24 protein-coding genes and 1 tRNA gene are annotated in these 21,385 nt (G+C 62.9%); 5 read left to right on the top strand and 20 right to left on the bottom strand.

All coding sequences use genetic code 11. The annotated features are described in order from the left end of the window. Positions 1-3: 3 nt before the first annotated feature. The 15 genes from nuoF to ACJRPG_RS13455 form a co-directional block, all read right to left on the bottom strand. Positions 4-1,302, bottom strand: coding sequence for an NADH-quinone oxidoreductase subunit NuoF (gene nuoF, locus ACJRPG_RS13525; RefSeq protein WP_408000611.1), 1,299 nt, complete (start codon positions 1,300-1,302; stop codon positions 4-6). Beyond that, positions 1,299-1,775, bottom strand: a complete 477-nt coding sequence (gene nuoE, locus ACJRPG_RS13520) for an NADH-quinone oxidoreductase subunit NuoE (protein WP_408000610.1) — start codon at positions 1,773-1,775, stop codon at positions 1,299-1,301. Before nuoE ends, nuoF begins: the two co-directional genes overlap by 4 nt. A gap of 21 nt (positions 1,776-1,796) precedes the next feature. Next, a complete protein-coding gene (locus tag ACJRPG_RS13515) occupies positions 1,797-3,050 on the bottom strand; it encodes an NADH-quinone oxidoreductase subunit D (protein ID WP_408000609.1) in 1,254 nt (417 codons plus the stop codon). Continuing rightward, the gene (locus tag ACJRPG_RS13510; protein ID WP_408000608.1) at positions 3,050-3,643 is read right to left on the bottom strand and encodes an NADH-quinone oxidoreductase subunit C; all 594 of its coding nucleotides are present in this window, start codon (positions 3,641-3,643) and stop codon (positions 3,050-3,052) included. The genes ACJRPG_RS13515 and ACJRPG_RS13510 overlap by 1 nt, the downstream gene beginning before the upstream one ends. 17 nt (positions 3,644-3,660) lie before the next feature. Further along, positions 3,661-4,137, bottom strand: a complete 477-nt coding sequence (locus ACJRPG_RS13505) for a NuoB/complex I 20 kDa subunit family protein (RefSeq protein WP_008450353.1) — start codon at positions 4,135-4,137, stop codon at positions 3,661-3,663. Between the two features lie 3 nt (positions 4,138-4,140). Further along, complete coding sequence (locus ACJRPG_RS13500) at positions 4,141-4,500, bottom strand: NADH-quinone oxidoreductase subunit A (RefSeq protein ID WP_107143098.1); 360 nt, start codon at positions 4,498-4,500, stop codon at positions 4,141-4,143. Between the two features lie 176 nt (positions 4,501-4,676). After that, positions 4,677-4,761, bottom strand: a tRNA-Leu gene (locus ACJRPG_RS13495). Between the two features lie 96 nt (positions 4,762-4,857). After that, the gene (gene secG / locus ACJRPG_RS13490; protein ID WP_408000607.1) at positions 4,858-5,298 is read right to left on the bottom strand and encodes a preprotein translocase subunit SecG; all 441 of its coding nucleotides are present in this window, start codon (positions 5,296-5,298) and stop codon (positions 4,858-4,860) included. 37 nt (positions 5,299-5,335) lie between these two features. Next, positions 5,336-6,085 carry a triose-phosphate isomerase gene (gene tpiA / locus ACJRPG_RS13485; RefSeq protein ID WP_408000606.1) on the bottom strand — a complete coding sequence of 250 codons (750 nt, stop codon included), beginning with the start codon at positions 6,083-6,085 and terminating at the stop codon, positions 5,336-5,338. Positions 6,086-6,158: 73 nt separating this feature from the next. Continuing rightward, entirely contained in the window at positions 6,159-7,139 is a 981-nt protein-coding gene (locus ACJRPG_RS13480) for an NAD(P)H-quinone oxidoreductase (protein WP_408000806.1), read from the bottom strand. Positions 7,140-7,192: 53 nt separating this feature from the next. Next, positions 7,193-7,810 (bottom strand): tetratricopeptide repeat protein, encoded by a 618-nt coding sequence (locus ACJRPG_RS13475; RefSeq protein WP_408000605.1) that lies wholly within the window; start codon positions 7,808-7,810, stop codon positions 7,193-7,195. 53 nt (positions 7,811-7,863) lie between these two features. Next, the gene (locus ACJRPG_RS13470) at positions 7,864-8,619 is read right to left on the bottom strand and encodes a GIN domain-containing protein (protein ID WP_408000604.1); all 756 of its coding nucleotides are present in this window, start codon (positions 8,617-8,619) and stop codon (positions 7,864-7,866) included. Between the two features lie 83 nt (positions 8,620-8,702). After that, complete coding sequence (locus ACJRPG_RS13465; protein ID WP_408000603.1) at positions 8,703-8,909, bottom strand: hypothetical protein; 207 nt, start codon at positions 8,907-8,909, stop codon at positions 8,703-8,705. Between the two features lie 140 nt (positions 8,910-9,049). Continuing rightward, a complete protein-coding gene (locus tag ACJRPG_RS13460) occupies positions 9,050-9,229 on the bottom strand; it encodes a hypothetical protein (protein WP_408000602.1) in 180 nt (59 codons plus the stop codon). 377 nt (positions 9,230-9,606) lie between these two features. After that, a complete protein-coding gene (locus ACJRPG_RS13455) occupies positions 9,607-10,656 on the bottom strand; it encodes a serine endopeptidase (RefSeq protein WP_408000601.1) in 1,050 nt (349 codons plus the stop codon). 90 nt (positions 10,657-10,746) lie between these two features. On the opposite strand from ACJRPG_RS13455, the gene ACJRPG_RS13450 reads away from it, so the two are divergent. From ACJRPG_RS13450 to ACJRPG_RS13440, 3 genes are all read left to right on the top strand, one after another. Continuing rightward, positions 10,747-12,138: a c-type cytochrome gene (locus ACJRPG_RS13450; RefSeq protein ID WP_408000600.1), complete on the top strand. Its 1,392-nt coding sequence runs from the start codon at positions 10,747-10,749 to the stop codon at positions 12,136-12,138. A gap of 144 nt (positions 12,139-12,282) precedes the next feature. Next, the gene (locus tag ACJRPG_RS13445; protein ID WP_408000599.1) at positions 12,283-13,197 is read left to right on the top strand and encodes an acyltransferase family protein; all 915 of its coding nucleotides are present in this window, start codon (positions 12,283-12,285) and stop codon (positions 13,195-13,197) included. Between the two features lie 79 nt (positions 13,198-13,276). Further along, positions 13,277-14,182, top strand: coding sequence for a hypothetical protein (locus ACJRPG_RS13440; protein WP_408000598.1), 906 nt, complete (start codon positions 13,277-13,279; stop codon positions 14,180-14,182). A 63-nt stretch (positions 14,183-14,245) separates the two neighbouring features. On the opposite strand, the gene pnp is transcribed toward ACJRPG_RS13440, so the two are convergent. Both pnp and rpsO read right to left on the bottom strand, forming a co-directional pair. Continuing rightward, positions 14,246-16,372: a polyribonucleotide nucleotidyltransferase gene (gene pnp, locus ACJRPG_RS13435; protein WP_408000597.1), complete on the bottom strand. Its 2,127-nt coding sequence runs from the start codon at positions 16,370-16,372 to the stop codon at positions 14,246-14,248. A 205-nt stretch (positions 16,373-16,577) separates the two neighbouring features. Then, complete coding sequence (rpsO, locus tag ACJRPG_RS13430) at positions 16,578-16,847, bottom strand: 30S ribosomal protein S15 (protein WP_408000596.1); 270 nt, start codon at positions 16,845-16,847, stop codon at positions 16,578-16,580. A 169-nt stretch (positions 16,848-17,016) separates the two neighbouring features. On the opposite strand from rpsO, the gene ACJRPG_RS13425 reads away from it, so the two are divergent. Next, complete coding sequence (locus ACJRPG_RS13425) at positions 17,017-17,508, top strand: hypothetical protein (RefSeq protein ID WP_408000595.1); 492 nt, start codon at positions 17,017-17,019, stop codon at positions 17,506-17,508. Positions 17,509-17,517: 9 nt separating this feature from the next. Beyond that, entirely contained in the window at positions 17,518-18,078 is a 561-nt protein-coding gene (locus ACJRPG_RS13420; RefSeq protein ID WP_408000594.1) for a hypothetical protein, read from the top strand. On the opposite strand, the gene ACJRPG_RS13415 is transcribed toward ACJRPG_RS13420, so the two are convergent. The 3 genes from ACJRPG_RS13415 to ACJRPG_RS13405 form a co-directional block, all read right to left on the bottom strand. Further along, complete coding sequence (locus tag ACJRPG_RS13415) at positions 18,075-19,613, bottom strand: 2-isopropylmalate synthase (RefSeq protein WP_408000593.1); 1,539 nt, start codon at positions 19,611-19,613, stop codon at positions 18,075-18,077. The genes ACJRPG_RS13420 and ACJRPG_RS13415 overlap by 4 nt on opposite strands. A gap of 15 nt (positions 19,614-19,628) precedes the next feature. Beyond that, positions 19,629-20,489, bottom strand: a complete 861-nt coding sequence (pssA, locus tag ACJRPG_RS13410; protein ID WP_408000592.1) for a CDP-diacylglycerol--serine O-phosphatidyltransferase — start codon at positions 20,487-20,489, stop codon at positions 19,629-19,631. A 76-nt stretch (positions 20,490-20,565) separates the two neighbouring features. Next, a complete protein-coding gene (locus ACJRPG_RS13405) occupies positions 20,566-21,321 on the bottom strand; it encodes an SIMPL domain-containing protein (RefSeq protein WP_408000591.1) in 756 nt (251 codons plus the stop codon). Positions 21,322-21,385: the final 64 nt, after the last annotated feature.

Here is a 21,385-nt window from a genome sequence, read left to right as displayed (position 1 = left end):
AGCTTAGTAGGCCGAGACAGGCACCAGGCAGTGCTTGTGTTCGACGTGGTATTCAAATTCTTCGCGGAACTGCTTGACGAAGGCGCGTACCGGCATTGCCGCCGCATCGCCCAGCGCGCAGATGGTGCGGCCCTGGATGTTGTCGGCGATCGAATTCAGCATGTCCAGGTCCGACGCGCGGCCCTGGCCATTCTCGATACGGTGCACCATGCGGTACATCCAGCCGGTGCCTTCGCGGCAAGGCGTGCACTGGCCGCAGGACTCTTCGTAGTAGAAGTAGGCCAGGCGTTCCAGCGCCTTCACCATGCAGCGCGTTTCGTCCATCACGATCACGGCGCCGGAACCCAGCATCGAGCCGGCCTTCGCGATCGAGTCGTAGTCCATATCGGTGTTCATCATGATCTCGCCGCGGATCACCGGCGCGGAGGAACCGCCCGGAATCACGGCCTTGATCTGCTTCCCGCCGCGCATGCCGCCGGCCAGTTCGAGCAGCTTGGCAAACGGGGTGCCCAGCGGGATCTCGTAATTGCCCGGACGCTCGACGTCGCCCGAGATCGAGAAGATCTTGGTGCCGCCGTTGTTCGGCTTGCCCATGCCGAGGTAGTTTTCCGGACCGACGTTCAGGATGAACGGCACGGCCGCGAAAGTCTCGGTGTTGTTGATCGTGGTCGGCTTGCCGTACAGGCCGAAGGACGCAGGGAAAGGCGGCTTGAAGCGCGGCTGGCCTTTCTTGCCCTCCAGCGATTCCAGCAGCGCGGTCTCTTCGCCGCAGATATAGGCGCCGTAGCCGTGGTGCGCGTGCAGCTGGAAGCTGAACTCCGAACCCATGATCTTGTCGCCCAGGAAGCCGGCGGCGCGCGCCTCTTCCAGCGCTTCTTCAAAGCGCAGGTATTCCTGGAAGATCTCGCCGTGGATGTAGTTGTAGCCCACGGTGATGCCCATCGCATACGCGCCGATGGCCATGCCTTCGATCAGCGAATGCGGGTTGTAGCGGATGATGTCGCGGTCCTTGAACGTGCCCGGCTCGCCTTCGTCGGTATTGCAGACGAGGTATTTCTGGCCGGGGAACTGGCGCGGCATGAAGGACCATTTCAGGCCGGTCGGGAAACCGGCGCCGCCGCGGCCGCGCAGGCCGGAGGTCTTCAGGTCGGCGATGATCTGCTCAGGGGCGATCTTCTCTTCCAGGATGCGGCGCAGCGCGGAATAGCCGCCACGCTTCACGTAGTCGGCCAGGCGCCAGTTGTCGCCGTTCAGGTCCTTCAGGATCAGGGGATTGATGTGACGGTCGTGCAGGGAAGTCATTTCTTCAGTTCCTCCACGAGGGCGTCCAGCTTCTCATTGTTCATGAAGGAGCACATGCGGTGGTTATTCACCAGCAGCACCGGCGCGTCGCCGCAGGCGCCCATGCACTCCCCTTCCATCAGCGTGAATTCGCCGTCCGCGGTGGTGTCGCGGAAGTCGATGCCCAGCTTCTGCTTCAGGTGCTCGGCCGCTTTCACGCCGCCGGACAGTGCGCATGGCAGGTTGGTGCAGACGGTGATCTTGTTCTTGCCCACCGGCTTCAGGTTGTACATATTGTAGAAGGTCGCCACTTCCTGCACGGCGATGGCCGGCATGCCGATATAGTCGGCGATTTCCTTCATCGTTTCTGGCGACAGCCAGCCCAGCTCCACTTGCGCGTGGGCCAGCGAGGCCATCACGGCCGACTGGCGCTGGTCGGCCGGATACTTGGCCAGCTCGCGGTCGATTTTTTTATAGCACTGCTCGGATAACATAATCTTTTCTGCCTCTCGGACTTATCGGTCAATACTGCCGAACACAATGTCTTGCGTACCAATGATGGTCACGGCGTCGGCGATCATGTGGCCGCGCGCCATTTCATCCAGGCTTTGCAGGTGGGCATAGTCCGGGGCACGGATTTTCAGACGATAAGGTTTGTTGGCGCCGTCGGACACGATGTAGATGCCGAATTCGCCCTTCGGATGCTCGACCGCGCAATATGCTTCGCCCGGCGGCACGTGGAAGCCTTCCTGGAACAGCTTGAAGTGGTGGATCAGCGATTCCATATTGGACTTCATGTCCACGCGGTTCGGCGGGGCCACCTTGCGGTTGCCGCTCATGACCGGACCCGGGTTGTTGCGCAGCCACTCCACGCACTGCTTGATGATGCGGTTGGACTGGCGCATCTCTTCCACGCGCACCAGGTAGCGGTCGTAGGAATCGCCGTTGGTGCCCACGGGGATGTCGAAGTCCATCAGGTCGTACACTTCATACGGCTGCTTCTTGCGCAGGTCCCACTCCACGCCCGAGCCGCGCAGCATGGCGCCGGTAAAGCCCATGGCCAGCGCATCTTCCGGCGACACCACGCCGATGCCCACGGTACGCTGCTTCCAGATACGGTTATCGGTCAGCAGGGTTTCGTATTCGTCGACATAGGTCGGGAAGCGGCGGGTGAAGTCCTCGATGAAGTCGAGCAGCGAACCCTGGCGGTTTTCGTTCAGGTCCTTGATCGCTTTCGCGGAGCGGATCGGCGACTGCTTATGCTGCGGCATCGCGTCCGGCAGGTCGCGGTACACGCCGCCCGGACGGTAGTAGGCCGCGTGCATGCGCGCGCCCGATACCGCTTCGTAGCAGTCCATCAGGTCTTCGCGGTCGCGGAAGGCGTACAGGAAGGGGCCCATGGCGCCCACGTCCAGCGCGTGCGCGCCCAGCCACAGCAGGTGGTTCAGCAGGCGGGTGATCTCGTCGAACATCACGCGGATGTACTGCGCGCGCAGCGGCACTTCGAGGCCCAGCAGCTTTTCGATTGCCATCACGTAGGCGTGCTCGTTGGCCATCATCGACACGTAGTCGAGGCGGTCCATGTAAGGCACGGACTGCAGGTAGGTCTTCTGTTCAGCGAGCTTTTCGGTGGCGCGGTGCAGCAGGCCGATATGCGGGTCGGCGCGCTGGATCACCTCGCCGTCCAGTTCGAGCACCAGGCGCAGCACGCCGTGCGCTGCCGGGTGCTGCGGACCGAAGTTCAGGGTGTAGTTCTTAATCTCAGCCATTATTTCATCCCGTAGTTTTCTTCGCGGATCACGCGCGGCACGTTTTCACGCGGCTCGATCGTCACCGGCTGGTAGATCACGCGGCCCTGGTCGGCGTCGTAGCGCATCTCGACATAGCCGGAAACCGGGAAGTCCTTGCGGAACGGGTGGCCGATGAAGCCGTAGTCGGTCAGGATGCGGCGCAGGTCGTTGTGGCCGTCGAACAGGATGCCCAGCAGGTCGAAGGCTTCGCGCTCGTACCAGTTGGCGGCGCGCCACAGCGGCACCACGGACTGCACCAGCGGCATATCGTCGTCGGCGCAGAACACGCGCACGCGCAGGCGCCAGTTGTTCTTCACCGACAGCAGGTGCGACACCACAGCGAAACGGGCGCCGTCCCAGGTGCCCTCGCCGTAAGTCGAATAGTCGACGCCGCACAGGTCGATCAGCTGATCGAAACCCAGGCTTGCGTCGTCGCGCAGCGTCTGCATGACGCCGTAGTAGTCGTCAGCCTTGACGACGATGGTGATTTCGCCCAGCGCGTTGGTGACAGAAACGCGCTCGCCCAGGGCGGTGCCGAGGGCGGTTTCCAGGACTTCCAGGTGTGTAGTCATTTTTCTTCAGCGCTCCATCAACGTGCGATCGTATTCGTGCGCTTGATCTTGTTCTGCAGCTGCATGATGCCGTACAACAGCGCTTCCGCGGTCGGCGGGCAGCCCGGCACATACACGTCCACCGGCACGATGCGGTCGCAGCCGCGCACCACCGAGTAGGAGTAGTGGTAGTAGCCGCCGCCGTTGGCGCAGGAGCCCATCGAGATCACCCAGCGCGGTTCCGGCATCTGGTCGTAGACCTTGCGCAGCGCGGGGGCCATCTTGTTGCACAGCGTGCCGGCCACGATCATCACGTCGGACTGACGCGGGGACGGACGGAACACCACGCCGAAACGGTCCATGTCATAACGGGCAGCGCCCACGTGCATCATTTCGACCGCACAGCATGCCAGACCAAACGTCATCGGGAACATCGACCCGGTGCGCGCCCAGTTGATCAGCTTGTCGGCCGAGGTGGTGATGAAACCTTCGTTCAATACGCCTTCAATAGCCATGGCTTATTCCCAATCAAGGGCACCTTTCTTCCAGATATACCAAAAACCGACCACGAATTCGGCGATGAAGACCATCATCGTAACGAAGCCTTGCCAGCCCAGTTCGCGCATGGATACGCCCCACGGGAAGAAGAATGCCGTTTCCAGATCGAACAAAATAAAGAGAATCGCGACGAGGTAGTAACGCACGTCGAATTTCATGCGCGCGTCTTCGAAGGCTTCGAAGCCGCACTCGTATGGGGAGAGTTTCGCCGCATCGGGCTTGTGCGGACCGAGCAGGCGGCCCAGCACTTGGGGAACAACGCCGACACCAAGGCCGACTAAGAGGAACAGGAGAACGGGGAAGTAATTTTCGAGGTTCATCGATTGGCAGCAGCTTATAACGATCGGTTGGGAGAGCACTGCGATACCCTGCAGTACATGAACGCTCGACCCCAATCGATTGCTGAGACCAGGATCAAACGACACATCCTCGTAAAAAAACCAGCTCAGGACGAGTTTCTTAGAACTCTGGCATCCAGGCTGGCCTCTCATATTCTTGGTGCCGACGACGAGACTCGAACTCGTACAGCTTGCGCCACTACCCCCTCAAGATAGCGTGTCTACCAATTTCACCACGTCGGCATTAAGGCCGCTATTCTACTCTTGTTTGCACAGTTTGTTAATGTCAATTGCGCCAGATCAAGAAGAAAAATAGCGGGAGGCTGAGAATAGCCAGTTTTACTTCGGGATTTGCTCGGCCGGCGTACCGGGCGCAGGAGCGCCGGAGGCAGGCGCGGCAGGAGCAGCTTCCGCCGGCGCTGGTGCAGGCACAGCTGCAGCCGGAGCCGGAACAGGGTTAGCCGAAGGAATGGCCGCCGAACCAGTGACCGGCGCAGGCGCCTTCACGTTCGACATCACGCCGCCATCGACTGCGGTGCTGCGCTGGTTGGCCAGCAGGGACAGGCCCAGGGTCGCAGCGAAGAAGATCGCAGCCGCCACGGCGGTGGACTTCGACATGAAGTTGGAGGAGCCGGTGGCGCCGAACAGGCTGCCGGACGCGCCGGAACCGAAGGCTGCGCCCATATCGGCGCCCTTACCGTGCTGCATCAGCACCAGGGCGATGATGGCCAGGGCCGAGACGACCTGTGCGACGACGATCAGATTGAACAGGGTGTTCATGCTATTCCATTCTCAATTTTAAAAACAAAGGTACTACTTATTCGGCAGCGTGAACGATGCCGAGAAAATCTGCCGCTTTCAGCGCCGCGCCGCCGATCAGGCCGCCGTCGATATCCGGCTGCGCCAGCAGGTCGCGCGCATTGTCCGGCTTCATGCTGCCGCCGTACAGGATCTGCAGCTGCGCCGCCGCATCCGCATTGCGTTTTGCCACCTGCTTGCGCAGCAGCGCATGGATTTCCTGCGCAATGGCGGGCGTGGCCGTCTTGCCGGTGCCGATCGCCCATACCGGCTCGTAAGCCAGCACAATCCTTTCCAGCGCCGGGGTTTCCAGCACGTCGAGCACGGCCTGCAGCTGGGCGCACACCACCAGGGCCGACTGCCCTGCTTCGCGCTGCTCCAGCGTTTCGCCGACACAGACCACCGGCGTCAGGCCTGCATTCAGCGCGGCCAATACCTTCTGCGCCACCAGCTCGCTGCTTTCCTGGTGATAGGCACGGCGCTCGGAGTGGCCGCACAGCACATAGCGGCAGCCAAAATCCTGCAGCATGGACGCGGCAACTTCGCCGGTATAGGCGCCCGCCGCATAGGCCGACACATCCTGCGCGCCCCAGCTGAGCGGCGTGCCCTTCAACATAGTCTGACATTGTGCCAGATATGGCGCGGGCACGCAGACGGCGCAATCGGCATTGCGGGCGGCATAGCCTTCCACGATACCAGACAGCAATACGGAATTGCCGGCCAGGCTGCCGTTCATCTTCCAATTGCCGATAACCAGTTTGCGTCGCATAGGCGTCCGAAAGTAAATAACCCGTAATTGTAGCGTGGCGCGCAGAGGGTGGTCAAACCACGGCCCGTAATAATCAGATAACTTGCAACATGATCTTGCCCGTGTGGGCGCTGCTTTCCATCAGCGCGTGGGCGGCGGCGGCCTGTTCCAGGGGGAAAGTCTGGTAGATGACGGGCTTGATATGGCCGTCTTCGATCAGGGGCCACACCTTTTCCCGCAGCTGGGCCGCAATGGCGGCCTTGAAGGCAACCGAACGGGGCCGCAGGGTGGAGCCGGTGACGGTCAGGCGGCGGCGCAGCACCTGGCCCATGTCGAGCTGTCCCTTGGAGCCGCCCAGCAATGCAATAATGACAAGCCTGCCATCATCGGCCAGCGCCCCGATCTCGCGCGGCAGGTAGTCGCCGCCCACCATGTCGAGAATGACATCGACGCCGGTATCGCCGGTCAGCTGCTTGACCACGGCAACGAAGTCCTCGTGCCGGTAGTTGATGCCGCGCTCCGCGCCCAGCGCTTCGCAGGCGCGCGCCTTCTCGTCCGTGCCCGCAGTGGCGAATACACGGTGGCCGAGGGCGCTGGCGATCTGGATCGCCGTCACGCCGATGCCGGAGGTGCCGCCCTGCACCAGCAGCGATTCGCCCTTGCCGAGGCGGGCGCGGTCGAACACATTGCTCCAGACGGTGAAGAAGGTTTCAGGCAGCGAGGCCGCTTCCAGCGCGGTGAGGCCGCGCGGCACCGGCAGGCATTGCCCGACGGGCGCCGTCACATACTCGGCATAGCCGCCGCCCTGCACCAGGGCGCAGACCAGATCGCCGATCCTGAAGCCGCTGGCGGCCAGGTCGCCATCGACGATTTCGCCCGCCACTTCCAGTCCCGGCAGGTCGGAAGCGCCCGGCGGCGGCGCATAGCTGCCCAGGCGCTGGAACACATCGGGACGGTTGACGCCGGCCGCATGCACGCGGATGCGGACTTCGCCCGCCTGCGGCACGGGAATGGGACGCTCGCACAGGCGCAGCACATCGGCCGGCCCTGGCTTGCTGATTTCGATTGCACGCATCATCGCCCCTCTCCCGTCTGGAAAAGGGGCGATTCTACTCCAGGGCGGCCGCCTCAGCCGCCTCCGGTGCGCGAGGTGCGCGGCAGCGGCATGCCCGGCTTCCAGGCAGCGGACAGGGCCTGCCCTTCCTCGATCTGCTCCGGCGTCATGGCCTTGGCCACCGCGCTGCGCTGCTCGGCCGCGTTGGCGTTGCCCTTGGCCGCCGCCAGGTTCCACAGCGTGTAGGCGATGACGTTATCCTGCGGCATGCCGCCGATGTGGTAACGGTACATCAGGCCCAGCACCTGCTGCGCCTCCGGGTGGCCCTGCTCGGCCGCCTTGCGGAACCAGGTCACGGCCTGCTTATGGTCCTGGATCACGGCGTTGCCGGTGTAGTACATGGCGCCCACCACATACTGCGCGTCCGCCTTGCCCTTCAGGGCGGCCTTGCGGTGCCAGTTGAGGGCCTGCTTGTAGTCCTGCGGCACGCCGCGGCCCATGTAGTACATCAGGCCGAGCAGGTGCTCGGCTTCGGTATTGCCGGCGCGCGCCAGGGGCGCGATTTCCTTGTACGCCAGCGCGTAGTTCTTGTTGTTGTAGGCGGTTGCGCCTTCAGCGAAGCCGGCATGGGCGCTGGCCTGCAGGCCTAGCGCCACGCCGATCGCGACGATGATGCGTCCTAGTTTTTTCATTTGCTCGTCATGGAGTCGTTATTCTTTATCCGCCCCGGTCCCAGGGGCCCTTGTTACTTCCAGCTGACTTTACCCAGTCCATCCACACTGACGTTGCGGTTCAGCGGCTTGCCGTACACGATGACCGAACCGAGGCCGCTGAGGTTCAGGTTGGCGTTGGTGCGGGCGTTGACGGTTGCGTTGCCGAGGCCGCTGAGCTCCACCTCCACCGAGTCGGCCTGGAACTGCTGCGCATTCAGGCCGCCGAGGCCGCCCAGCGAAGCTTTCAGCATCTTGCTGCGCCCGCCGAGGGTGACGTAACCGGCGCCTTGCAGGTCCAGGTCCACCGATTCGTTCTCGCCCACCCACAGGTGCATGCTGCCTACGCCGCCCAGGCTGGCTTTCATATGGCGGTAGTCGCACACCACTTTCATGCTGCCTGCACCGTCCAGCGTGATCTCGATATCGTCACCGCTGAAACCCGATACATCGGTCGTACCCACTCCTTCCGATACCAGCTCCTTCAGCTTGGGCAGCACCAGCTCGGCGCGCACCGAAGAACGGCTCCACTTCACGCCCTTGCTTTCGGTCTCCAGCATCAGCGTGTCGCCGTTCTGCACCACCTGCACCTTGTCCACATAGCGCTTGTCGCCGGTAATCTGCAGGGAGGGCTCACTGCCCTGGCGCAGTTTCAGGTCGATCACACCGTCCAGCTTAACGCGGACGATACGGCTGTCGATGACATGCCGGCTCAGCTCTTCAGCGGCGGCGCTGCCGATAAACAGGCCCAGCGCGGCGATCAGCAGGGCAAAACGGATTGGCTTCTTCATGGTGGTTCCTTCGTGCAGTGTTCTTGTGCCCAGCGGCAAACGTTGGGTAACTGTACCGTGCGGCCGGGCCGACGGCAATCAGATTACAGCGCAGCCTTTTCGGCGGCGCTCAAACGTTTGGCGCTGACCACAACCACCGGCATGGCCGCTGCCGCCTTCACTTCGGCAACGACGGCTGGCGGTTCGATGGCACGCACCGGACGGAGGGACTTGGCAGTCGCCATGCTGGTGCCGCCGATCAGTACGATGGCGGACACGAAGATGAATTCCATGTTTTTGGCGATGTTCATGATGACCTCCCGGTGCAAGCGTTGTTTGTATGCTTGCATCGTATCCAGCCGGGAGGCAAGGATCACGCGGATTGCGATGAACTGCAGATTTGGCGTGCCAGACGACAAATTGGGGGGATATTCGCGATTTCAGCGCGGTTTCAGCGCGTTTTCGGCCGCCACCCGGCCCGTGCCAGCCGGACCGCGCCCCGGCCCAGCGCCCCGGCGCCCCGCTTCAGCCAGCGCCAGCTGACGGTGACCGGCTCGAAGTAAAACGCCGGCGTCCGCTTCATCCCATGCCAGAACCCTTCGCAGAAGGCTTTCCAGAGGAATTTCGTCACCCTCCAAAATCCTTTTATAGATCCGTTCATAGCCCCTCCTTCAATGAGCTGACAATCCATCGTAGCAGCCATATGACGAAGATCAAGCCATCTGAAGCCATAACAATGAGATGCATCAGGTAAGCAAACACTGCAAAATTCGGGTCATTCACGTAGGCAGCAATCCACCGGACGCAAAGCGCCAGGAAGGCGCCAAACACGATCGTGAGAAGGAAAAGCGAATGCGCGGCGATCAGATCGCCAGCAAAATCCCCAACCATCCTGGTTTGACGCCGATAGCCTCGCCACCTCAGCCTTGGGCGGTGCTTTCTTCCATGTAGCATGCCACCTCCTTTGTTCAGGCCAGCATAGCCGGCCTGCGGGAGGCGGTATTGCGCTTACTCGACGGGGGCGGTGGCGGCCGGGGTGCCGCAGGAGAAGCAGAAGCGGGTGAAGGCGCTCTTGCGCGTGCTGCAGGCGCCGCAGTTGTTGAACAGGCCGATGCCGCAGTGGGGGCAGAAATCCATCTTCGGGTCTTTCAGGTCCACCTGGCGCTCGCAGCCGGGGCAGACGCCTTTCGCCAGCCGCGCCTGCGCCACTTCGTAGCTCAGGTCCTTGCGGCGCTGCTTGTCGGGCAGCGCTTCGGCGGCGCGCTGGCGCTCCAGGTAGCGCTGCAGCGATACGATGGCCTGGCGCCCCACGATCACCGTCAGCAAAATGCCGACCAGGTAGCGCACATAGCCGCCATAGCTCGGCAGGTAAGGCACCAGTTCGACGAAGAAGGCGAACAGCGCAAAGAAGATGAAGCCCCACACGAAAGGCCAGTACGTGCTCTTGCGCTGTTTCGCCCACAGCCAGCCGGCCGCCAGCAGCAGCGGCAGCGTGAGCGCCAGCCGGTAGCCGAACACGCGCAGCTCGCGCATGCGCAACGCCTGCCGGTATGGCGCTTCCGCGGCGGACTCCAGCTGCACGATGCGCGCCGCGGCGCGGCCGCGCGACTGGCTGGCGTCCAGGTGCTTCTGCTCCTGCGCCTGCACGGCGCCAAGCGCGCTGCGTTCGGCGGCCTTCAGCGCATCGAGTTCGCGGGTGCGCGCGATCAGCTCAGGGTCCTGTTCGGGACGGGCCGTTACGCGCCGCGTGGCGAGCCAGTTATCGAAGGTCTCGCCGGCGGTCTGGCTGTTGGACGCCGCCACCTTGTGCTTCTGCCGCGCCTGTTCCAGCGCCGCCTGCGCCGTCAGCAAGCCCGCCTCCGCCAGCTGCAGTTCGCGCTCGGCCGCCTGGTGTGCGGGCTGGTCCACGAACTGCTGCAGGGACAGCGGCTCTTCAACCAGGTTCATATTGTCGACCACCTTGCCGCCCAGCCCGATCAGGAAGCCCGCGAACACGAGCGCTACCAGCCACAGGCCACGCTGGAACCATTTTTCCGACAGACGCAAGGCTTTGCTCATACCGCTCTCCATGTGGACGATCCGGGGCGAGTCTACCATCGCAAGCGGGCTTGGCGGTAAGATGCGCTTTTCCCCTCACCGACGAGAACGATGACCCACGCTTCCCTCCGCATCGCCCTGCTCGGCCTGGCCATGAGCGCCGGCGCCGCCCATGCCGCACCGGCCGTGCAGGCCGCCAAACTGTACCAGGCCAATTGCGCCCAATGCCACGGCGCGAAGATGGAAGGCGCCGTCGGCCCTGCCCTGGCCGACGGCACCTGGATCCATGGCGAACCGACCAGGGCCAACCTCGTCAAGCTGATCGCCCGGGGCATCCCGGACAAGGGCATGCCGGCCTGGTCCGGCACGCTGAGCGCCACCCAGATTGCCGCCCTTGCCGACTACGTCGCCCCGCGCAAGGGTGGCGCGAAAGCGGCCGCCGCGGCGGCACCGGCAAAGGCCGATGACGGCGCACTGTCCGGTTTCAGGCTGCAGAAAGGCTTCAAGATCGCCGTCTATGCGGATGATGTGCCGACTGCGCGCTCGATGGCCGTATCCGGCAGCGGCATTGTCTACGTCGGATCGCGCAAGGCAGGCAAGGTCTATGCCCTCATTGACGAGAACAAGGACAATGTGGCCGACAAGGTCGTCACCATCGCCGAAGGCCTGGACAACCCGATCGGCGTCACCCTGCTGAACGGCGCGCTGTACGTGGCCGAGATCTCGCGCATCATCCGCTTCGACAATATCGACAAGAGCTACGCCGGCAAACCTCAATACAAGGTGGTGAAGGACGACCTGCCGACCGACAAATGGCACGGCGAAAAATTCATCAAGGCCGGCCCGGACGGCAAGATCTATGTGCCGGTCGGCGCGCCCTGCAATGTCTGCGACAAGGAAGACGAGATCTTCTCCAAGATCTGGCGCATGGATCCGGACGGCTCCAACTGGGAGCTGGTGGCCAAGGGCGTGCGCAACACCGTCGGCTTCACCTGGCATCCGGTAACAAAGGAGCTGTGGTTCACCGATAACGGCCGCGACGAAATGGGCGACAACACCCCGTCCTGCGAGCTGAACGTGGCGCCGAAGCCGGGCATGCACTTCGGCTTCCCCTACTGCCATGGCGGCGTGGTGCCGGATCCGAAATTCGGCGCAGGCCGCAACTGCAGCGAGTTCACGCCGCCGGTCGCCAAGCTGGGGCCGCACGTGGCGCCGCTCGGCCTCACCTTCTATACCGGCAAGCAGTTCCCGGCCCACTACCGCAATAACCTGCTGATCGCCGAACACGGCTCGTGGAACCGCAGCACCAAGAGCGGCTACCGCATCAGCCTCGTCACCCTGCAGGGCAACCAGGAGGTGACGACCACCACCTTTATCGACGGTTTCCTGCAGGGCGAGAACGCGGTGGCGCGTCCGGTCGATATCGCCCAGCTGGAGGACGGCTCCATCCTTATCAGCGACGACCACGGCGGCAAAATCTACCGTGTGAGCTACCAGCCCTGAGCCGCCGCATCCGGTACATCCGGAAGCCGCCGCGAGGCGGCTTTTTTATTTATTGATGAGTTGTATTTCCGCAATTTCAATCGTGCTATTCGGTTGTATTGTTATTATCCCGGCGCCCGCATTTTATTTTAATCTGCCGACCATATGGATAATAATATCTCTCCCAAAATTAGTGATGCCAGCCAGAAACGCCAAGAAATAGAATTACTTCGGATATTCAGCGCCTTCGGCATTATCTGGTACCACGCTGCCAGCACCGGCCGCGATGTCGCGTACGCCGGGCTGGTCGCTTTCCTTATCATCTCGCTCTATTTTTCGGCCAAAATCAAATCGCCACCCAAGCCGGTGCAGGAGCGCGCGAAAATATTATTGCTTCCGTGGATAGTCTGGTCCCTTTTCTACGGAGTAATTAACCTTGCACAGAGCAGACCTTTCTTTTCGCTCGACAATGGCATAACCGCCGGCTTATTAACCGGCACCAGCCTGCACCTGTGGTATATGCCCTTTATATTCATCGTTATTATTATCTTCGACCATATCAAGCGCTACCTGACGGCGAGCATGCTGTGCTATGCCTGCGTGGCGCTGGCGCTCACGCTGCTTTGGCTCAATTCCTCATGGCATCCGCTGGCGCTGGCCCTCGGTGCACCTTACGCACAGTACGCGCACGCGCTGGACGGGGTCTTCATCGGTGTATTCTTCGCCAACTGCAGCGCCCTGCCACGCGCCATGCGTGCCGGGTTCATCGCCGCCATCCTCGCCTTTGTGCTGCTGTTTGCGTGGTCGGTGCCCGGCATGGGCATCACCTACCTGGTCGGCATCGCCCTGGCGGCCGTGATCCTGCTGCCGGACTGGAACGTGAGCTTCCCCGTCAATATCAGCGTGCTGTCCGAGTGCACGCTGGGCATCTACCTGTCGCACGTCTTCTGGATCAAGGTGGTGAGCAAGCTGGGGATCCGGTCCGAGATCGCGCTGTCGCTGCTGGTGTTCGGGATCTCGGCGTTGACCATCCTCGCGCTGAAGCGCTTTGCGCCGCGTGTGGCGCGGTATACCGCGTAGCCAACCCAGCCTCGTGTTAGGATTTCCGAAGAGCAAGGAGCACGTTTGCCTCCTCGCTCTTCGACCTACGAGGAGCTTTATGAATCACATCTGCCGGGCACTTGCGGCCCTGTCATTGGCATTCACCTGCCACGTCCACGCTGCGCCAGCCGAACTGCTTGGCCCGCAAACCGTCTCTACAAGCTTCCATGATTTTGCGGCGTCGCTGACGCCGGATGGCCGCTCGCTGCTGTTCACCCGCACCGACAGCGGCTTCACGCGCATGACGCTGATGCAGTCCAGCCTGAAGGACGGCCAATGGCAGGCGGCGGCCGTACTCCCCTTCTCCGGCAAATGGAACGACGGCGACGGCGTGCTCAGTCCGGACGGCAAACGCTACCTCTTCATCTCCAACCGTCCGGCCGGCGGCACGCAGGCGAAGGCAGATCTCGACCTGTGGGAAGTGGAGAAAACAGCGGATGGGGCCTGGGGCGAACCGCGCCGCCTGCCGGATACGATCAACAGCAGCGTGAACGAGATTTATCCTTCGCTCGCCGGCGACGGAACCTTGTATTTCGGACGCGCAGGCGCCGACAGCCAGCTGTTCCGCAGCCGTATGGTGGCTGGCGCCTGGCAGGCGCCGGAGCTGCTGCCTGTCAGCGGCGTTTCCTTCGCCATCGCACCGGACCAGAGTTTCGCCGTTGTCGGCATGATGGATGCCAGCCGCAATCTCGACCTGTACCGCATCACGCGCGAGGGCGAAGCCTGGAGCAAGCCGGTCCGGCTGGGCGCTTCCGTCAATACGCCGCTGATGGAATACGCCAGTTCGGTCACGCCCGATGGACGCAGCCTGCTGTTCAGCAGCATGCGCCGCGACGGCGGCGTGAGCTGGCCAAGGGCGCAGGCCGTCACCAGCGCGGCGCAGGTCGCCGAGGAGCTGAATGGCACGATATTCAACGGCTCGCGCAATGTTTACACGGTACCGGTCAGCGGGATGATGGAATAAAAAAGCCGCCAGGGCTTGCGCGCTGGCGGCTTTCCTGGTTCCCGCCTGCGCGGGAACGACAGATTACTGCGCGGCTGGAGCAGCTGCGGCTTCTTCCGCCGCGGCTTTCATCGACAGTTTCAGGCGGCCGCGGTCGTCCGTTTCCAGGACTTTCACGCGCACCTGCTGGCCTTCTTTCAGGTAGTCGGCCACGGCGTTCACGCGCTCGTTGGCGATCTGCGAGATGTGCAGCAGGCCGTCTTTACCTGGCATCACCTGCACGATGGCGCCGAAGTCCAGCAGCTTCAGCACGGTACCGTCGTAGCTCTTGCCCACTTCCACGGAAGCGGTCAGCTCTTCGATACGGCGCTTGGCTTCCTGGCCGGCAGCAGCGTCAACGGAAGCGATGGTGACAACGCCTTCGTCGCTGATGTCGATCTGGGTGCCGGTTTCTTCGGTCAGCGCGCGGATCACGGCGCCGCCCTTGCCGATCACGTCGCGGATCTTCTCAGGGTTGATCTTGATGGTGATCAGGCGCGGTGCGAAGTCGGACAGCTCGGTCTTCACGCTCGGCACGGCCTTCTGCATTTCGCCCAGGATGTGCTCGCGGCCTTCCTTGGCCTGCGCCAGCGCCACCTGCATGATTTCCTTGGTGATGCCCTGGATCTTGATGTCCATCTGCAGTGCGGTAATGCCGTTGGCGGTACCGGCCACCTTGAAGTCCATGTCGCCCAGGTGGTCTTCGTCGCCCAGGATGTCGGACAGCACGGCGAAACGGCCGCCTTCCTTGATCAGGCCCATGGCGATACCGGCCACGTGCGCCTTCATCGGCACGCCGGCATCCATCAGCGCCAGGCAGCCGCCGCAGACGGAAGCCATCGACGAGGAACCGTTCGACTCGGTGATTTCGGACACCAGGCGCACGGAGTAGCTGAACTCTTCCGGCGATGGCAGTGCCGCCACCAGGGCGCGCTTGGCCAGGCGGCCGTGGCCCACTTCGCGGCGCTTCGGCGTACCGACGCGGCCGGTTTCGCCGGTGGCGAACGGTGGCATGTTGTAGTGGAGCATGAAGTCGTCGGTGTACTCGCCCATCAGCGCGTCGATCTTCTGCGAATCGCGGGCGGTGCCCAGCGTGGCAACGACCAGGGCCTGGGTTTCACCACGGGTGAACAGCGCGGAACCGTGGGTACGCGGCAGCACCGAGGTGCGGATCGAGATCGGGCGCACGGTGCGGGTGTCGCGGCCGTCGATACGCGGCTCGCCTTGCAGGATCTGCGAACGCACGACCTTGGCTTCCATATCGAACAGGATGTTGCCGACTTCGACGCTGTCCGGCGCTTCGGTGCCGGCGGCGGCCGCTTCGGCAGCCAGGTCGGCCAGCACTTCAGCGGACATGGCGCGCAGCTTGTCGGTGCGCTGCTGCTTGTCCTTGGTCTGGTAAGCGGCGTTGATCTTCGCTTCGGCGAAGTGGGCAACGCGGGCGATCAGGGCTTCGTTCTTGGCTGGCGGGGTCCATACCTGCTCAGGCTTGCCGCCGTCGCGCACCAGTTCGTGGATCGCATCGATCACCACTTTCATCTGGTCGTGGCCATAGACCACGGCGCCCAGCATGATCTCTTCGGACAGCTGCTGCGCTTCCGATTCCACCATCAGCACGGCGGTTTCGGTACCGGCCACCACCAGGTCCATCTGCGAATCTTTCAGCTGCGAGGTGGTCGGGTTCAGGATGTACTGGCCGTTGGTGTAACCCACGCGGGCGGCACCGATCGGGCCGTTGAACGGCACGCCGGACACGCACAGGGCGGCCGAAGCGCCAATCATGGAAGCGATATCGGGATCGATTTCCGGATTGACCGACAGAACGTGCACAATCACCTGCACTTCGTTCATATAGCCCTCCGGGAACAGAGGACGGATCGGACGGTCGATCAGACGGGAAGTCAGCGTTTCCTTCTCGGAAGGACGGCCTTCGCGCTTGAAGAAGCCGCCGGGGATCTTGCCCGCAGCGTAGGTCTTCTCAAGATAGTCAACGGTCAGCGGGAAGAAGTCCTGGCCAGGTTTCGCGTCCTTGCGCGCCACCACGGTAGCCAGCACAACGGTGTCTTCGATCGACACCATCACTGCGCCGGACGCCTGGCGAGCGATCTCGCCAGTTTCCAGCGTCACGGTGTGTTGACCGTACTGGAAGGTTTTCGTAACTTTGTTAAACATGGGTAATCCCTTTCTATTTGCCGACAGATTTTCAGGAGCTGTCGTTCACCTCACCACAGGCAGCGCTCGGGCTGCCTTACTGCTCTACTGCTTCCTCCGGCCAGGCGATGCTGCTGCTTGGCAATAAATCAAGGGCTCAAATGACAAAATGCCCGCGGCAGTGAACTGTCGCAGGCATTTCTCTTTAAACCGGGTAACGCAAAAATTACTTACGCAGGCCGAGTTTAGCGATCAGATCGCGGTAACGGTTTGCGTCCTTACCTTTCAGGTAAGACAACAGGCTCTTACGACGGTTCACCATCTTGATCAGGCCACGGCGGGAGTGATGGTCCTTGGTGTGCTCTTTGAAGTGGGTGTTCAGTTCGTTGATACGAGCGGTCAGCAGGGCAACCTGAACTTCCGGCGAGCCGGTGTCGTTCTGGGCGCGGGCGTTGTCCGCGATGATCGCGGCCTTGTTGATGTTTTCTACGGACATGATATTACCTTTCACATGCGATGAACGGAGTCTTGCAACCCTGAGCATCGTGAACTACGGATGGATATGAATACCTGGCCCTTTTTGGACCAGACCCGGAAGTATAGCGGAAAAAACGTCCCGTGTACCTGCTTCTGGCTACAATTATTCACCCGCCGGAAGCCTCAAAATGCCAAAACTGATCATTACGACAACATTTCTCCTGCTGCTGGGCGCCTGCACCGTGTTCGCGCCGCCGCCCGTGCCCGGCCAGACCATGGCGGCGGTGGAAGCCAGCCGCGGCCAGCCTGGCGCGCGCTATCCCGGCCAGAATGGCGACACCATCGCTGAATACGGGGCGGGCGCCTTCGGCCAGTTCACCTGGATGGCCACCTACGGCGCCGACGGCCGCCTGCGCTCCTGGGAGCAGGTGCTGACGGACGAGAAGTTCGCCGCCGTCAAGCTGGGCCAGGACAACAAGGACAGCATCCTGCGCACCTTCGGCCACCCGGCCGAGACCACCTGCCTGTCGCTGCGCGATCTTGAAGTATGGAGCTACCGCTATAAACAGTCCGGCGTGTGGAACTCGATGATGCACATCCACTTCAGCAAGGACGGCATTGTGCGCGAGATGATGAGCGGGCCGGACCCGCTGTACGAAGAGAAGCGCGGTTTCTTTTAGAATAGGCGGATGACCCGCGTCCTCTCCAGCCACTTCAAGCAGGGCCTCACGGCCGTTGACGAGCCCATTGCGCCGCCGCGCCAGTCCTACGACGGCGCCCGGAAAAACTTCAGCGTACCGCAGGAGGAAGATGAGCCTGCGGCCGAAGAGCCCGCGGCCGACGCCCCACCCGCGGCCGACGAGCCCTCCCCCGCCGAACTGGCGGCCTTCAGCGACCCGGTACGCCTGCTGATCGAGCGCGCCGCGCAGGCCGTGGAAGCGGAGGAGGAAGAACAGCTGCAGGAACTGGCGCTGCCCGAGGAAACGGAAGGCGCCGCGCAGGACAGCGCGCCCGACATGGCTTCATCGCTGGCGGAGATGGCCGGCGAGCAGCCTGCAGCCGAGATGGACGCCATGGTGCAGATGATCGATGCCGACGTGGAGCAGAATGCAAAAAGGCACGCGGGCGAAGGCTGGTACTGGGCCGTCGTGTCACGCGGCGGCGAATCAGCCTACCATGCCGCGCTGCGCCACCGTTCGCGGGCGCGGGCGCGCGCCCGCAGGGACCGCGAGGCCGACGACGCCGGCTAGTCAGCGCCTTGCGGGTTGACGCGCTCTTTGCTGTGCAGCTTGTTCAGCGCGGACAGGTAGGCCTTCGCCGACGCGACCACGATATCCGGATCGGCGCCCACGCCATTGACGATACGGCCCGCGCTGGACAGGCGCATCGTCACTTCGCCCTGCGACTGCGAACTGGGGCTGATGGCGGCAATCGAGAACAGCACCAGTTCCGCGCCTGATTTCGCACGGCTTTCGATGGCGTTGACGATGGCATCCACCGGGCCGTCGCCGCTGCCCTCGCAGGCCTGCTCGGCGCCGCCCATCGAGAACACGATCTTCGCGTGCGGCAGCTCGCCGGTTTCGGAGCGCTGCGCCAGCGATACGAAACGGTAGTGCTCTCCTTCGTGCCCTTCCTCATCGCTTACCAGGGCCATGATGTCTTCATCGAAGATCTCGGCCTTGCGGTCGGCCAGTTCCTTGAAGCGGGCAAAGGCCGCATTCACTTCCGCTTCCGAATCCAGTTCGATGCCCAGTTCCTGCAGGCGCTGCTTGAAGGCATTGCGGCCCGAGAGCTTGCCGAGCACGATCTTGTTCGCGGTCCAGCCCACGTCTTCGGCACGCATGATCTCGTAGGTCTCGCGGGCCTTCAGGATGCCGTCCTGGTGGATGCCGGATGCGTGCGCGAAGGCGTTGGCGCCCACCACCGCCTTGTTAGGCTGCACCGCAAAGCCGGTAATCTGCGACACCATCTTGGAGGCCGCCACGATCTGCGTGGTGTCGATGCCGCATTCGAGCTTGTAGTAGCCGCCGCGCGTGCGCAGCGCCATCACCACTTCTTCCAGCGCCGTATTCCCGGCCCGTTCGCCCAGGCCGTTGATGGTGCATTCGATCTGGCGCGCGCCGCCGATCATCACGCCGGCCAGCGAGTTCGCCACGGCGAGCCCCAGGTCGTTATGGCAGTGCACCGACCAGATGGCCTTGTCCGAATTGGGGATGCGCTCGCGCAGGCGGCGGATGGTCTCGCCATACAGCTCCGGCACCGCATAGCCCACGGTGTCCGGGAAATTGATGGTGGTGGCGCCTTCCGCGATCACCGTCTCCAGCACGCGGCACAGGAAATCCTCTTCCGAACGGCTGCCGTCTTCAGGGCTGAATTCGATATCGTCGGTGTGCTGGCGCGCAAAGCGCACGGCCAGTTTAGCCTGTTCCAGCACCTGCTCCGGCTCCATGCGCAGCTTCATCTTCATGTGCAGCGGCGAAGTGGCGAGGAAGGTGTGGATGCGTTTGCGCGCCGCAGGCTGCAGCGCTTCGGCGGCGCGGGCGATGTCGCGGTCGTTGGCGCGCGCCAGCGAGCAGATGGTGGATTCGCGCACGGCGCCCGCAATGGCGCGGATCGATTCGAAATCGCCGGGCGAGGCGGCAGCGAAACCGGCTTCGATCACATCGACGCGCAAACGTTCGAGCTGCTTCGCGATGCGCACCTTCTCTTCACGGGTCATCGATGCGCCCGGCGACTGTTCGCCGTCACGCAGGGTGGTATCGAAGATGATCAGGCGGTCGCTCATGCAGCTCTCCTTTTGCTAGTCGTCGGTTTCGTCCTCGGTCTGGACAATGCTTACCGGTTTGCCCTTGGCCAGCCGCACGAAGAACACCACATAGCCGGACAGGCCATACAGCACGAACAGCGGGAACATCACCTTCGGCGGGTCGATCGAGATCAGCGCGAAGATCAGCGCAATCAGGAACACGGCAATGAAGGGCACGGACTTGCGGAAATTGACGTCCTTGAAGCTGTAGAACGGCACATTCGTCACCATGGTCAGGCCCGCGAACATGGCGATGCCCCAGGACACCCATGGCAGCAGCACGCCCGGCACTTCCAGGTCCACCATCATCAGCACGAAGCCCGCCACCAGCGCGGCGGCCGATGGACTCGGCATGCCCTGGAAGTAGCGCTTGTCGACCACCTGGATATTGGTATTGAAGCGCGCCAGGCGCAGTGCGGCGCCCGCGCAATAGACGAAGGCGGCGATCCAGCCCAGTTTGCCCAGGCCGCGCAGCGACCATTCGTAGATCACCAGCGCCGGCGCGGCGCCGAAGGACACCATGTCCGACAGGGAGTCGTACTGGGCGCCGAATTCGCTCTGGGTATTGGTGAGGCGGGCCACGCGGCCGTCCAGCCCGTCCAGCAGCATGGCCACGAAGATGGCCCAGGCGGCATGCTCGAAGCGCTGGTTCATCGCCATCACAATGGCGTAGAAACCGCAGAACAGCGCGCCGGTGGTGAAGGCGTTCGGCAGCAGGTAGATGCCGCGCGAGCGCGGTTTGGCGGGTCCGTCCACATCGCGATGGCGCGCGAAACGGCTGAAAGGCGTCCTGCGGGGCGCCTTGCCAGCCGGGGTAACTGCGTTCTTCGGTCTGCGACGGGGAAATTTTGCCATACGTTCCTGAAATTACTGCGCTATAGAGTGACCCCTATTATAGAGGCAGGCAGTGCGGACGTGGCAAAACGATGCCTTACTTGAAACGCACCTTGCCCACCAGGCGCATGTCCAGCATGGTTTCACCCGGCTCGAAGCTCGGCTCGGCCACGTCGGCGGAATCGGCCATCTTCCCGCGCATCATCATCATCGGCGCCGGCGCCGCCAGGGCTTCGCGCGCATAGTTGCCGGAGCCCTCGAAGTCCACGGTTTCCAGCACGGCATCGCTGGTCTTGCGGCCCATGGCCGAGGCAATCGAGGCGATGCGCTCGTTCAGGGCTTTATAGGTGACGGCAATGCGCTGGTCGTCCAGCTTGCGGGTGGCTTCCGGCGTCAGGCCGAAGTTGATGCTGTTCAGCGTCAGCACTTTCTGGGCTGCGGCCACGGTCTTCGGCAGCTTGTCCAGGCTGGTGGTCGTCAGCTCGACCGACTGGCCCACGCGCCAGGCAACCGGCACCGGCTTCTTCGGCGCCGTACCCACCGGCTGCGGGCGGTCTTCGGCATAGACGGCATAGCTGTAGTAGCCCTGGGTCTTCAGCTTCCCGTTCGGGTCTTCGCGCTTGAGGATCTCCATGCCCTGCTTCATCTTCTGGTTCACGCGCGAAGCGGCGGCGGCCTTGTCCTTGTCCTGCTCTTCGATGGCGAAGTGGGTCACGGCCTGGTCGTTCGGCGCACGCACCTCGCCATTGGCGGGCACGATCACCAGGGTGCCGGTGGTGGGAACGGTCTGGGCCTGCACGGCTTGCGCGCCCAGCACGAGCGCTGCGGCCGCCACGGTTTTCAATACGGTCATTCTTATCTCCTCAGAGGTCAGGCGGTGCCCCGACTTTAACCGAAATTCTCGCGCGGCAACGTAC

Source organism: Pseudoduganella rhizocola (assembly GCF_045984285.3).
Taxonomy (GTDB): Bacteria; Pseudomonadota; Gammaproteobacteria; order Burkholderiales; family Burkholderiaceae_D; genus Rugamonas.
This window is presented reverse-complemented; position numbering and strand designations above follow the sequence as displayed.